The sequence below is a fragment of the Ruegeria sp. AB11 genome (assembly GCF_056536325.1).
Map to the genome: position 1 here is coordinate 1 of NZ_JBQFJO010000002.1, position 12341 is coordinate 12341.

Genomic DNA, 12341 nt, shown 5'->3' on the forward strand with positions numbered 1-12341 from the left:
CGCTGGTCATTGCCACCATGTCGATTGCAGTATTGTCTTTCACAGTATGGCTGCATCATTTCTTCACCATGGGCCAGCGCGCTGATCAACGCGGTATTCGGCATTGCGACTATGCTGATCGCGATCCCAACCGGCGTGAAAGTCTATGACTGGATGGCCACGCTCTATCGCGGGCGGATACGGTTTTCCGTTCCGATGCTCTATGGTCTGGCCTTTTTGATGCTGTTCGTGATTGGTGGCCTTAGCGGGGTAATCCTGGCCAATCCGACGATTGACTATCAGGTCCACAACACGTTGTTCCTTGTGGCGCATTTCCACAACGTCCTCTTGCCCGGGGTACTGTTTGCGCTGCTCGCAGGCTATAATTACTGGTTCCCGAAAGCCTTCGGTTTTCGTCTCAACGAATTCTGGGGACGCGTCTCGGTCGTCTGCTGGACCGTGGGTTTCTTGCTGACTTTTATGCCGCTTTACTTTGTTGGTTTGATGGGAATGCCGCGCCGGTCCTACAGTTGGGAGGACCCGAGCTTTCACCCATGATCATTGCCGTAGTTGGTGCATTGGTCATCACCTGCGGGTTGTTCTCGATCCTCATTCAACTTTGGGTCAGTATCCGCAATCGTGAACAAACCCGTGCTCCGATAGGTGATCCGTGGGATGGGCGTACACTGGAATGGTCTATCCCGTCTCCGCCACCGCCCTACAACTTTGCCATCATCCCGGAGATCACCGACCGCGACAACTTTGCCGCCGCCAAAGGCGTGCTGCAGCTTATCCAAAACCTGAAGCCTATGAAGATATCGAGATGCCGCGCAATACCGGCATCGGGTTCATCCTCTGCGTTCTCAGCGGTGTCTGGATGTTCGCACTGGTTTGGTGGATTTGGTGGCTGGCGCTCTGATGACGATTACTATCAGCGAATTATCATCTGGAGCTTTGATACCAGCACCGAAATCATCATTCCTGCCGAAGAGGTCCGCAAAGACCATGAAGCTTGGCTGGACCTTGTCCATAGCACTGCAGCAGTGGATCGCGATTATGAAATTGCCCCAGAAAATCGCGGTCTCGCACGCCCGGATATGGAGGCCGTGACATGAGGCGCGCACCCACGCAAAGCTATCCGGGCATCAACCTTGGCGAAGGCCATGCGAGCGCCCACAAAGCCACCGAGGTTGTCACTTTTGGCTTCTGGGTCTTTCTTATGAGCGATCTGGTCTATTTCGGCCTGATGTTCGCGATCTACATCACGATGATTGATGCACAGTCCGGTGGGCCCGGACCACATGAATTGTTTGATCTGAAAAGCATCTTTGCTCAAACCCTGATATTGTTGACCAGCAGTCTGACCGTAGGGCTGGCGATGCTGGCGTTGAAATACAACTTGCCGCGGGCGCGGATCGTTCTGTGGTTTGGGGTAACACTGATGCTTGGGCTTAGCTTTCTGGTTCTGGAGATCCGTGATTTTCTGAACATGGCGGCTGGGGCGGTATCCCTCAGCGCAGTGGATTTTTGTCGGCTTTCTGGCCTTGTGCCACTGCACGGTCTGCATGTCGCATCGGGGTGTCTGTGGCTGATCGTCTTGGGCATTCAGCTAAGAATGTTCGGACTAACTGACTTGTTGATGTCCCGTATGGTGCGACTGGCATTGTTCTGGCACTTCCTTGATCTGATCTGGGTCGGCATCATCACAATTGTGTATTTCGGAGGGCTGACCTATGGATAGACGCGCTGACCTGCACAAGCGAGAGCGTCGCCGATATGTTATCGGATATGGTGGGTCTCTTCTGCTGACGCTGGCGGTCTTCTTAATCGCTCACCGATACGGGATTGAAACCAAAGGGGTCTATCTTAGCATCGGCCTACTGGGCTTGGCACAGTTGGTTGTGCAGTTGGTGTACTTTCTTCATATCGACAGGCGGCGCAGCAGCCGAGAGGATCTGGACCTGATCCTTTTCTCAACGCTGGTCTTATTGATTATCATCGGCGGGACGGTCTGGATTCTAGGTAATTTGGCCATTCGGATGCACATGCAGATGATGTGATCCGCCAAGCCCTGACCCGCTTGTAGCCGCATTAGGAATGGTTCTTCGCACCACTATCATTGGTTCCATAACCGGTAACTCGATTGGTCAGGCCATCAGGACCAATCCTAACCAAAGCGCGATCCAGCATAAACCAGACTGAGAATAATGTTGCCAGCTGCGAATGCGAAGGTTCTTTCACGGTTCAACTGCAGTGACTGGTAAGCAAAGCTGGAAAACGTTGTGAAGCCACCGCAGAAGCCAAATACCAATCGGTTCTGTTGCTCGCTCATTTCGATTTCCCCGCCGAGATAACCAACCCAGAGACCAAGCAACAGGCTGCCTGCCACATTCACAATCAGTGTAGCGTAAGGCAGATCGTGGGTCACCTGAAGCGTCAACCAGTGGCGCAGTACGGCACCTGCTCCTCCTCCCAGCGCAAACATGACGTGCAGATGCAGGTCGTTCATTCTGGATGCCTCCAAGGCAAATACTTTCGACCCAACGCTTCACCCAAAGCCGCTACGGTTAAGCCAATTGCGATTTCTGCCCCGAAGGCGGTGATGACGTACCAACCGGTGGTTTCGGCCAAACGCTCCAACTCGGCTACAAATGAAGAAAAGTAGAAAGGCCGCCACAAAACCAACAGCACCCAAGTGCAGCACATGTGCATGAACTTTGTGGCGGATAGAATAAAGCCAGCCAAGGATGAAGCAGGCCATAATGTTAATACCGAACGTCTCTGTCAGGAATGGAGCCCCGGGTATCGGCACCGTGAACAGTTCGCGCAGCAGCGACCCGCAGCGCCACCAACAAAGACGGCTGCGTACATCTGGGCACTACGCCTGAGGGCAGGTGCAGTTTGTGACACTTAGATTGATCCCGCTCTTACCTGTGTCTTATCCCGCATATAGATTGCGAATGGACCGATCAACTGCCCTTGCTAACTCAACCGTTACTAACGACCGATTAGCAAGGTCTTGCAAATTCAGTTGAATCTGGTTCACGTTTAAAAACATCTGCCGGGCTTCGGGCCCACGATCCAGCCGAGGATACACAGCTCTTTACGCCAGGAGGTCAGGGATGATTGTTCGCAGACTATATTATGTGCTCAGCTTTGTGGTCCTGCCACTTACCCTATTGTTGGGGTATTTCTGGTCCCCTGCGAGTTGGCTGTTGGTCATTCTGATCTCGTACGCGATTGTAGGAATGTACGATATGCTGACGACCAAGCATAACGTATTGAATAACTATCCGTTCTCGGCCACTTCCGCTATATGCTGGAATTTGTCAGCCCCGAAATCCGGCAGTATTTTGTGAAACCAACGAAAGTGGCCGACCATTCAATCGGATTATCCGCAGTCTGGTCTATTCCCGCGCCAAAGGGCAGGTGGATACACAGGCATTTGGGACCCAGTACGACATACTGAGTGTCGGTTATCATCGTTCAAATCACTCGCTTTCGCCAAAACATGTCGATGAAAGTGAGGAGCGGATTATGCTTGGCGGGCCTCAATGCGACAAACCCTATAACGCTTCGCGCCTGAATGTTTCAGCGATGAGCTTTGGTGCACTCAGTGCAAATGCGATCCGGCACTGAACGGTGGTGCTAAGGATGGCGGGTTTGCACATAATACCGGCGAAGGAGGGCTATCCCGCACCATCTGGCTGAGGTGGCGACATCATCTGGCAAATCGGAACAGGGTATTTTGGATGTCGCACCGCCGATGGGGGTTCGACAAAGACAAATTCGCCGAAAAAGCCAAAAGGATGTGGTGAAGGCAATCGAGATTAAGCTTTCACAAGGGGCAAAACCGTCTCATGGAGGGTATTGCCGGCCGCAAAGGTGGACGAGGAAATCGCGGAAATCCGAGGTGTTCCTGTGCATCAGGATGTAATTTCACCCCCGATACACTCGGCGTTCGATGGGCCGACAGGGTTGATGCAGTTTGTTCAGCATCTGCGGGAAATGTCTGGCGGTAAGCCGATTGGCTTCAAACTGTGCATCGGCCAACCTTCGGAATTCATGGCGATCTGTAAAGCCATGTTGGAAACCGGCATACTGCCCGATTTTATTACCGTTGATGGTGCGGAAGGAGGGACCGGCGCGGCGCCGGTTGAATTTACCAACCGTCTGGGGATGCCCCTGAACGAAGGGTTGATCTTTGTAAACAATTGCCTGCGTGGGATTGGAGTGCGCGACAAGGTGCGCGTGATTTGCTCGGGCAAGGTTGCGACGGGTTTCGACATGGTCGAGAAAATGGCCTTGGGTGCTGATATGTGCAACGCGGCGCGGGCGATGATGTTTGCCGTTGGGTGCATTCAAGCACTGCATTGCAATACCAATCGGTGCCCTTCGGGCGTGGCGACGCAGGATCCGATCCGGGGCCGAGCGGTAAACGTGCCGCAGAAACGTCAGCGTGTGCACCGGTTCCATGACGCGACATTGGAAAGCTTCCGCGAGATCTTGGGTGCTATGGGCAAAGCCAAGGTTTCTGAATTGCGACCCAGCGATATCCTCCGTCGCATGGCAGATGAGGGAGAACGATCTTACGCTGAGCTTTACAGCTTTCTGGAAGAAGACGCATTGCTGGGCAAAACCGTGCCGCGGGAATATGCTGCGGACTGGCAGGCAGCTTCGGCCAGCCAGTTCTGACAACCCCTAGCTTGGGCTTGATCGTGGGTTGTTCTGCACGTGAGTATTAATTTTGCGGATACTCCATTCAACCGCATCCCGCATGGTCCGGCCCAAGGCCACATCAAATGCTTCGACTAGATCAGGGGTCTGATCAGTCGTGGCCATTACGTTTTCCCTGAACGAGCTGGAGGCGATAATCTTGTCCTCGTACTCATCGATGATTTTGATGTTGATGCGAACTTCCACGCGCACCGTTTTGAGTCTCCGGTTTCGCTGACGACTATGCCCTGAAACTCGCGCAAATCGGGTGCAATCACATAATCAGCCCGCAGGCCAACCGTCGATCGCCCCACGGCCGCAACCTTGCCGGAGTTTTCATAGCTTTCGACCATCAGCGCCTGAACGATCAATGGCGCGCGATCCACCCAACGGGCCCGAGGCAGGTATTGAACTTGCAGCAAAGTTGGCTGAACGGCGATCTGATCGGTGTTTACCGCTGCCGTCGCTGTGGGTTCCTCAACAACGATCTGTTTCTGTATGCGCGGCAGCGAAGACGAGAACGTGCTCTTTGGGGTTAGCAAATAGAGATCGTTGGGCTTTGAGGCTTGCCGCAGCGTTCCTAGGCCAGTGCAACCCGTCATTGCGGCCAATATCAGAGACAGTGTTAAGGGCCGTATCATTGACGAAACTCCGATGCTTGGGTGCCTAACAAAAAGCGGGCGGGGTCGCGTTCGACCTTGTCGACCAGTCGGTCGAGACTAATCACCAGACGCTGCGATTCCTCGATGAAGCGGATAAACTGAGGCAAGCCAACGCGCAAGAAATCCGAGACCTGACGGCGGTTATCCTGAACGACACCATCGATCGTGCCCAACAGATCTGACGCCGATTTAGAAGCGCTCAGGATGTCGTCTGATATTTCGTCGATTTTTTCGGTGATGTTCGAAACGGTTTCCGCGACTTGATTGGCGGCCTTACTTACATCGGCTGCGACCGGAGAGATATCCTCGTCCATCACGCGATTGGCCGAGTCGAATGCCCGCTCGGCCGAGTCTAGCGCCCCTTTGGCCGAGTTCATCGTGGATGTAACCGATTCAAGGGTCGTGTTTGCGTTCAGAACAGTTTCACCTATCACGCCAAGTGTCAGGCTGCCCTCATCTGACAGTCGGGTCAGCCTTTCGGCAAGGATTGAACCCCGCTCGATAAATGGTCGAATCTCCTCCTGAATTACGTTTTCAGCGCTGGCAATGGCGGTGTTTGCAGTCTCGAGTTGCTTTGGCAGTTTCTGACGTCTCTTTGATGCTCTTGAGCGTATCGGTTCCTGTACTCAACGTTGTTTCGGCCGTGTTCGCCAACGTATCCAATCTCTTGGTGAATTCGCCAACATCTTTGGCGGCACCGCCCAGATCGGACGAAAGCGACTGGAAATCCGTCAGTGTTTTATCCAGTTTGCCCGACGCTTCCGCCAGATTGTTCAGGATATCCGACACCGCCTTGCGATTGCTCTCATCTACAACGGAATTGAGGTTCTCCAGCAGGGTGACCGCCTTTTCCAGAACCTCTGGTGCGCCTTCCAGTAAGGACTGGATCGAGCTGCGCTTACTTGTGATGACGCTGTTCTGAGGCAATTTCTGTGCGGTTGGTGATCCACCGGACAACTCAACATATGCCACGCCGGTGACGCCCAGAGACTGCAATTGCGCGATGGTTTCCTTGGTGACGGGGATGCCTGCATCAATCTCAAGTCTAACCCTTACTTTCGAGGGGTCATCTTTGTCCAGATCCAGGGAAATTACCTGTCCCACCGGCAAGCCGTTATAGTTCACGCCACCAGCGGCAGACAGGCCCGAAACATTGTCAAACAAAACATCATAGTAAGCGTATTGACGGGTTACTTCGAATTTGGCGAGCCATAGGAAGAACCCGAAGGCGCCAAGAATGCCTGCCAAGGTGAACGCACCAATCAGGATATAATTCGCTCGGGTCTCCATCGCCTCTACCTGTCCTGCCCCTTCTGTTGTGCCGCACGGGCGCGGGGGCCTGTGAAATATTCCTGAACCCAAGGATGGTCGACCTTGGTCATCTCTTCTATCGGACCTTCAACCAGCACACGCTTTTCCGCAAGTACAGCGATGCGGTCACAAATGGCGTATAAACTGTCCAGATCATGCGTCACCATGAACACAGTCAGACCTAGCGCGTGCTGAAGTTCACCAATCAATTCATCATAAGCGGCAGCCCCGATCGGGTCCAACCCAGCGGTTGGTTCGTCCAGAAACACGATTTCGGGATCCAACGACAGGGCGCGGGCCAACGCGGCGCGTTTTCGCATACCCCCGGACAGTTCCGAGGGGAACTTGCTGCAACTTAGCTGAGGTAGTCCGACCAGACTGATCTTAAGCCCCCAAGCGCGGCCATCAGTTTTCACTTATGCCGGTATGTTCACGCAGAGGCGCCATCACGTTTTGCAGCACGGTCAGCGAGGAAAACAGCGCTCCGTCCTGAAAGGCGACACCCCAGCTTTTTTCGATGCGCTGACGCTCTTCTTCGGGGCCGTTCAGGACATCAACACCCAGAACTTCGATGCTGCCCGACTTAGGCTTGTTCAACCCAACGATCGTGCGCAATAGCACCGACTTACCGGTGCCCGAGCCACCGACAACACCCAGAACTTCACCACGCCAGACATCCAGATCAAGATTGTCATGGACCACTTGATCTCCAAACTGATTGGTCAGATGGCGCACACGAATAACGGCTTCACGTTTCGTATCGGATTGGGTTTTGTTTTGCAGCGCGGCCCCATCCATCTCATATCCCCATTTCTGAGAAAAAGATCGAGAACAGCGCGTCTATCGCAATTACCATGAAGATCGATTGCACGACCGAGGCTGTCGTCCGCTGACCAACACTTTCGGATGAGCCTTTGACCTGCATGGCTTGCCAGCAGGCAATAACTCCGATCACCAACGCGAAGAAAGGAGCTTTGATCATTCCAACGGCAAGTTGTGCCACCCCAGTATTTTCCTTCAACCGGGTCAGGAACATGCCGGGGCTCACTCAAGGTCGATCCAACTCATCAAAGCGCCACCGATTAAACCTGCCATGTCGGCCACAAATCCGGGATTGGCAGCATGATAAGCAAGGCTACGACACGCGGGATGACGAGAACTTCGATCGGGTCAAGCCCGAGTGTCCGCATCGCATCAATTTCTTCCTGCACCTTCATGGAGCCGATTGAGGCGGTAAAGGCCGATCCAGAACGGCCTGCGACTATAATAGCGGTTAGCAGGATACCCAGCTCTCGCAGGATAGAGATTGAGATCAGCTCCACTACAAAGATCTCGGCCCCAAACTGTTTTAACTGAGTCGCGCCCTGGAACGCTAAGACAACCCCAATCAAAAAGCCCATCAAGGAAACGATCGGCAGAGCTTTGAAGCCGACCTGCTCCATCTGCGAGAACAATGCAGCACGCCGCAACCGCCAGGGCATGATCAAAGTTCGAACCAAGCGATGCAGGGTAAGGCCCAGGAAGCCGACGATCGACAACGTGTCTTGCCAGGCACCAAAAGTCTTTTGACCGACCCGAGCAACCCAGTTCACAAAACCCTGCGGCGGCAGCTCCTCTCCGGCCGCATCGGGTATGTTGTGCGATACCGTCTCGATCAACGAAGAATGCGCTGGGGCCACCCCTTCAAGCCGAACCTGGGTCCCATTGGAACTCATCCGTCGTACGAGGTTGGCAACAAGCCATGCCCCTCCGGTATCCAAAGACTCGACTTGTGACATGTCTATCGTAGCATCTTGCCCGTTGGGCGTAAGAGCCGCAAAATCCCCTTCAACACGATCCAACAATTGCGTGCGCAAGTCCCCCGATATCCGTATGCAAACGCCGGTTGCGCTCGTCTCAGAATTTATCGTCGGCCGTGTCATAGCCGTATGTGATGGCAAACACTTGGGGCCTGCAATGGATTTGTTCAAATAAGCTAAGATTTTACCCTCACGCATGGCGAGTGTGCGACAGTGAAATTCGGGGCGAAGATTGCTAAAGAAACAGTGCAACTGGTCGAAACCTGTCATTTGAATACCAAGAATCTGCCGGGCAAACCTCGAAAGGTATTGATAGGCGTGCGGGAGCAAAACAGGTTAATATTCAGATAATTATGGACAAGTATCCTTCTTGAGGTATCGTGTGCTGGAAATTTCAAATTGTGGTTGAGTTTGTCGAATGGGCAGCTTGGTCGGCAAATAGATTAGCTTGTAGGGCGCATTTCTGCCTCGCCACCGCCGCTTGCACCACATGCCTTTTGCGCACGAACTGAGAGGTGGATGATGGTCAATTGGTTGGTGAATATTCTACAGAATTATCCTGAGCTGGCGGTATTTTTGTCGATCGGTATCGGTTTCTTAGTCGGCCCGTGGAAGGTGATGGGATTCAGCCTGGGCACAGTCACCGCAACGTTGCTGGCGGCTGTGGTGATTGGTCAAGCCCAGATTGACATCGACTCGGCCGTTAAATCGACATTCTTCATTATGTTTATATTTGCCGTGGGCTACGGTGTCGGACCGCAGTTCATTCGCGGTTTGAAGGCAGACGGCGCGCGCGAGGTGCTCTTTGCGCTCAGCGTACTTGCGCTTTGCCTTGTTATCCCGATCATCGCAGCCAAGGTGGCGGGGCTAGAGCTTGGTTATGCAGCGGGGCTTTATGCCGGATCGCAGACGATTTCGGCGGCGATTGGGGTTGCCACTGACCAGATCGGTCAGCTGGGCCTGTCTGCGGAACAGGCCAAGACCTATGCCAACCAGATTCCGATCGCCTATGCGGTGACCTACATCTACGGCACAATCGGGTCGGCCATCATTTTGGCCAAGATCGGCCCGCGCCTGATCGGCGTCGATCTGGTCGCGGCCTGCAAGGAGTATGAAGCAAAGCTAGGTGGCACAGCGTCGGTGGAAACCGGTGATGGCATCGTCTCAGCCTATCGCGCGATTGAAGCGCGGGCTTTCCAGATCCCAGAAGGTAGCGATCTGCTGGGGCAACCGGTCAAAGATCTGATGCCCGGTATCCGCATCTATGCCGAACGCCTTAGACGCGATGGGAAGATCATTGAGGTGGACGATAACACCGTATTGCAGGTCGGAGATGTCGTGATGTTTTCAGGCCGCCGCGCTGATCTGGTGGGGCTGCTTGAGTCCAACCTCACAGAAGCTGATGCGCCTGATCTGCTGAGCATCCCATCGGAAAAGCTGGATGTTCTGATCACCAGTAAAGAGGTGCATAACAAAACGCTGGAACAGCTAAGCAAACTGTCGATCGCGCGGTGCATTTACGTCTCGAAACTGATGCGTAACATGCAGGACTTGCCGCTGTTACCCGGGACAGTCGTGCACCGCGGTGACATCGTCACAATTCAGGGCAGTAAGCGGCATGTCGAGGCCGCAGTTGCCCAGATCGGTTATGCGGACCGCCCGGTCGACACCACGGATCTGGCCTTTGTAGGCTGGGGAATTTTCATCGGCGGTGTCATCGGAACTCTGTCAGTCATGATGGGTGGTTTCCCGATCAGCCTTTCCACTACCGGAGGCGCGCTGCTGGCTGGGCTGGTGCTGGGCTGGCTGCGCACGGTCCATCCGACTTTCGGGCGCATCCCGGGTCCGGCGCTTTGGTTGATGAACACTCTGGGTCTGAACGTGTTTATCGCGGTGATAGGGATCACCGCAGGGCCGGGATTTGTCGCGGGGCTGCAACAGGCTGGTATCGCTTTGTTGCTGTGGGGGATCGTCGCGACTTCGCTGCCGATGATCTTTGCGGTCTATGTCGGGCATTACGTGTTCAAATTCCACCCGGCTATTCTGTTTGGTGCCTGCGCAGGCGCACGCACCACCACTGCCGCACTGGGTATGATCCAGGAAGCCGCGCAAAGTCGCATCCCGGCGCTTGGCTACGGAATGCCGTATGCGATCGGGAACACATTGCTGACCATCTTCGGGATGGTCGTCGTTTTAGTCCTAAGTTGATTTGGAAAGGTTATCGTTATGGATAGAGTAACGCTGCACGATTACGAAGCGCTCAGCCCGTTTCAGATCAAGGATGAGCTGATCAAGCTGGCTTCGGCCGAGGCACGTAAGGCCAACAGCGCCTTTTTGAACGCAGGGCGCGGGAATCCCAACTGGGTCGCCACCCGCCCGCGCGAGGCGTTCTTTGCCCTTGGTCAATTTGCAATAACTGAATCCAAACGCGTGATGGACCATCCTGCTGGTTTAGGCGGAATGCCTGCGCAAAAAGGCTGCCATCAACGGCTGCAGAGTTGGGCGTCTGATCATTCTGAAACACCGGGCGTCGACACGCTGCTTGAGGTCGTGGTGCATGCCATTTCCGCATTTGATTTCGATGCGGATGAGTTTGTGCATGAGCTTACGGATTCGATCATCGGTGACAACTATCCAGTCCCCGACCGCATTCTAAGACACAATTCCGCCATCGCCCATGAGTACTTGATGTGGTCCATGTGCCGAGGCCACCGGCCTGACGCTCAGTTCGATCTGTTCGCAGTCGAAGGCGGCACGGCGGCGATGTGCTACATCTTCAAGTCTCTGAAAGCCAATCGGCTGCTGAACCCCGGCGATACCATTGCGTTATGCACACCGATATTCACCCCCTATCTGGAAATGCCAGAGCTGGAGGATTACAGCCTTGAATCTGTCCATGTGGAGACCGACGAGGAAGACGGGTTCCAACTGACCAACGACGCTGTGGAAAAGTTGAAAGATCCCAAAGTAAAGGCGTTCTTTCTGGTCAATCCCGGTAATCCGTCTTCAGTTGCGCTCAGCACCGCTTCGTTGCGCAAGTTGTCGGATTTAGTGGAAAATCACCGTCCTGACTTGATCGTGCTGACAGATGATGTCTACGGCACCTTTGTGCATGATTTTACCTCGGTCATGGGCCATCTGCCGCGCAATACGATCGGAGTATATTCCTATTCGAAGTATTTTGGCTGCACCGGCTGGCGGCTTGGTGTGATTGCCGTAGCGCAAGACAATATCTTCGATCTGAAACTGGCGGATCATCCGGACGAGATCAAACAGGCCTTGGACAAGCGCTATGGCACACTCAGCCTGACGCCACGGGATATCCGCTTTATTGACCGGTTAGTGGCCGATAGTCGCGATGTCGCTCTAAACCACACGGCGGGTCTATCACTGCCGCAGCAGGTTATGATGACTCTGTTTTCGCTGTGCGAATTGGTCGATAGCAAGAAAATCTATCAGACCGCCTGCATGGAACTGGTTCATCGCCGTTTTAAACTCCTGACCGAAGCGATGGGGATCGAGGTGCAGGCAAGTGCGCACTACGACGCATATTACGGCATCATCGATTTTGAATACTGGCTGCGAAAATATGTCGGCGAAGATGTCGTGGCATGGATTAAACAGAATGTTCACCCGTTGGATATCGCGTTCAAGCTGGCCGAAGACTATGGCATCGTTTTGCTAAACGGCAGCGGATTTGATGCACCCGGATGGTCGGCCCGCGTTTCCTTCGCCAACCTGCCGGATGAAGCCTATTCGCAGATCGGAACAGCTGTTCGATCGGTTGCGCGGGGCTACGTGCAGGCCTACCGCGCCGCGAACAATTTGCCGCTGCATGGCTAGATCAAATTCCCTACACCTGTGCCTGAACTGG

At 54.0% G+C, this 12341-nt stretch carries 14 protein-coding genes and 2 pseudogenes; 8 read left to right on the plus strand and 8 right to left on the minus strand.

What is annotated here, in order from left to right; genetic code table 11:
• The 4 genes from ACR3EJ_RS19565 to ACR3EJ_RS19580 all read left to right on the plus strand — a co-directional run.
• The coding region (locus ACR3EJ_RS19565; protein ID WP_480423373.1) for a cbb3-type cytochrome c oxidase subunit I at nucleotides 1–537 on the plus strand (537 nt) is incomplete at its 5' end.
• Entirely contained in the window at nucleotides 534–1094 is a 561-nt protein-coding gene (locus ACR3EJ_RS19570) for a hypothetical protein (RefSeq protein ID WP_480423375.1), read from the plus strand. The genes ACR3EJ_RS19565 and ACR3EJ_RS19570, both read left to right, overlap by 4 nt.
• Nucleotides 1091–1720, plus strand: coding sequence for a cytochrome c oxidase subunit 3 (locus ACR3EJ_RS19575; RefSeq protein ID WP_480423377.1), 630 nt, complete (start codon nucleotides 1091–1093; stop codon nucleotides 1718–1720). Before ACR3EJ_RS19570 ends, ACR3EJ_RS19575 begins: the two co-directional genes overlap by 4 nt.
• The gene (locus tag ACR3EJ_RS19580; protein WP_170475091.1) at nucleotides 1713–2039 is read left to right on the plus strand and encodes a cytochrome o ubiquinol oxidase subunit IV; all 327 of its coding nucleotides are present in this window, start codon (nucleotides 1713–1715) and stop codon (nucleotides 2037–2039) included. Before ACR3EJ_RS19575 ends, ACR3EJ_RS19580 begins: the two co-directional genes overlap by 8 nt.
• A gap of 107 nt (nucleotides 2040–2146) precedes the next feature.
• On the opposite strand, the gene ACR3EJ_RS19585 is transcribed toward ACR3EJ_RS19580, so the two are convergent.
• Both ACR3EJ_RS19585 and ACR3EJ_RS19590 read right to left on the minus strand, forming a co-directional pair.
• Complete coding sequence (locus ACR3EJ_RS19585; RefSeq protein ID WP_480423379.1) at nucleotides 2147–2488, minus strand: fluoride efflux transporter FluC; 342 nt, start codon at nucleotides 2486–2488, stop codon at nucleotides 2147–2149.
• On the minus strand, nucleotides 2485–2724 hold the full coding sequence (locus tag ACR3EJ_RS19590; protein WP_480423380.1) for a hypothetical protein: 240 nt from the start codon (nucleotides 2722–2724) through the stop codon (nucleotides 2485–2487). The genes ACR3EJ_RS19585 and ACR3EJ_RS19590 overlap by 4 nt, the downstream gene beginning before the upstream one ends.
• A gap of 377 nt (nucleotides 2725–3101) precedes the next feature.
• Between ACR3EJ_RS19590 and ACR3EJ_RS19595 the strand changes: the two genes are divergently transcribed.
• Nucleotides 3102–3338: a hypothetical protein gene (locus tag ACR3EJ_RS19595; RefSeq protein ID WP_480423382.1), complete on the plus strand. Its 237-nt coding sequence runs from the start codon at nucleotides 3102–3104 to the stop codon at nucleotides 3336–3338.
• A gap of 526 nt (nucleotides 3339–3864) precedes the next feature.
• Nucleotides 3865–4674, plus strand: coding sequence for a glutamate synthase-related protein (locus ACR3EJ_RS19600; RefSeq protein ID WP_480423384.1), 810 nt, complete (start codon nucleotides 3865–3867; stop codon nucleotides 4672–4674).
• Between the two features lie 6 nt (nucleotides 4675–4680).
• On the opposite strand, the gene ACR3EJ_RS19605 is transcribed toward ACR3EJ_RS19600, so the two are convergent.
• The 6 genes and pseudogenes from ACR3EJ_RS19605 to ACR3EJ_RS19630 all read right to left on the minus strand — a co-directional run bounded on the left by ACR3EJ_RS19605 (nucleotide 4681) and on the right by ACR3EJ_RS19630 (nucleotide 8590).
• Nucleotides 4681–4821 carry a hypothetical protein gene (locus ACR3EJ_RS19605; protein ID WP_480423386.1) on the minus strand — a complete coding sequence of 47 codons (141 nt, stop codon included), beginning with the start codon at nucleotides 4819–4821 and terminating at the stop codon, nucleotides 4681–4683.
• Nucleotides 4821–5336 carry an ABC-type transport auxiliary lipoprotein family protein gene (locus ACR3EJ_RS19610; RefSeq protein WP_480423388.1) on the minus strand — a complete coding sequence of 172 codons (516 nt, stop codon included), beginning with the start codon at nucleotides 5334–5336 and terminating at the stop codon, nucleotides 4821–4823. Before ACR3EJ_RS19610 ends, ACR3EJ_RS19605 begins: the two co-directional genes overlap by 1 nt.
• Complete coding sequence (locus tag ACR3EJ_RS19615) at nucleotides 5333–5791, minus strand: hypothetical protein (protein WP_480423389.1); 459 nt, start codon at nucleotides 5789–5791, stop codon at nucleotides 5333–5335. The genes ACR3EJ_RS19610 and ACR3EJ_RS19615 overlap by 4 nt, the downstream gene beginning before the upstream one ends.
• 100 nt (nucleotides 5792–5891) lie before the next feature.
• Nucleotides 5892–6647, minus strand: a complete 756-nt coding sequence (locus tag ACR3EJ_RS19620) for an MlaD family protein (protein ID WP_480423391.1) — start codon at nucleotides 6645–6647, stop codon at nucleotides 5892–5894.
• A 5-nt stretch (nucleotides 6648–6652) separates the two neighbouring features.
• Nucleotides 6653–7466, minus strand: a pseudogene (locus tag ACR3EJ_RS19625) (ABC transporter ATP-binding protein).
• A 1-nt stretch (nucleotide 7467) separates the two neighbouring features.
• Nucleotides 7468–8590 (minus strand): annotated as a pseudogene (locus ACR3EJ_RS19630) (ABC transporter permease).
• Nucleotides 8591–8986: 396 nt separating this feature from the next.
• Between ACR3EJ_RS19630 and aspT the strand changes: the two are divergent.
• Both aspT and ACR3EJ_RS19640 read left to right on the plus strand, forming a co-directional pair.
• Nucleotides 8987–10675, plus strand: a complete 1689-nt coding sequence (gene aspT, locus ACR3EJ_RS19635) for an aspartate-alanine antiporter (protein ID WP_170544139.1) — start codon at nucleotides 8987–8989, stop codon at nucleotides 10673–10675.
• Nucleotides 10676–10693: 18 nt separating this feature from the next.
• Nucleotides 10694–12310, plus strand: a complete 1617-nt coding sequence (locus ACR3EJ_RS19640; protein ID WP_170544142.1) for a bifunctional aspartate transaminase/aspartate 4-decarboxylase — start codon at nucleotides 10694–10696, stop codon at nucleotides 12308–12310.
• Nucleotides 12311–12341: the final 31 nt, after the last annotated feature.

Coding starts and splice junctions, on each gene's coding strand:
- ACR3EJ_RS19585 (WP_480423379.1), bottom strand. CDS start 2,488: ATGAACGACCTGCATCTGCACGTCATGTTTGCGCTGGGAGGAGGAGCA.
- ACR3EJ_RS19610 (WP_480423388.1), bottom strand. CDS start 5,336: ATGATACGGCCCTTAACACTGTCTCTGATATTGGCCGCAATGACGGGT.
- ACR3EJ_RS19620 (WP_480423391.1), bottom strand. CDS start 6,647: ATGGAGACCCGAGCGAATTATATCCTGATTGGTGCGTTCACCTTGGCA.
- ACR3EJ_RS19570 (WP_480423375.1), top strand. CDS start 534: ATGATCATTGCCGTAGTTGGTGCATTGGTCATCACCTGCGGGTTGTTC.
- ACR3EJ_RS19605 (WP_480423386.1), bottom strand. CDS start 4,821: ATGGCCACGACTGATCAGACCCCTGATCTAGTCGAAGCATTTGATGTG.
- ACR3EJ_RS19595 (WP_480423382.1), top strand. CDS start 3,102: ATGATTGTTCGCAGACTATATTATGTGCTCAGCTTTGTGGTCCTGCCA.
- aspT (WP_170544139.1), top strand. CDS start 8,987: ATGATGGTCAATTGGTTGGTGAATATTCTACAGAATTATCCTGAGCTG.
- ACR3EJ_RS19580 (WP_170475091.1), top strand. CDS start 1,713: ATGGATAGACGCGCTGACCTGCACAAGCGAGAGCGTCGCCGATATGTT.
- ACR3EJ_RS19640 (WP_170544142.1), top strand. CDS start 10,694: ATGGATAGAGTAACGCTGCACGATTACGAAGCGCTCAGCCCGTTTCAG.
- ACR3EJ_RS19575 (WP_480423377.1), top strand. CDS start 1,091: ATGAGGCGCGCACCCACGCAAAGCTATCCGGGCATCAACCTTGGCGAA.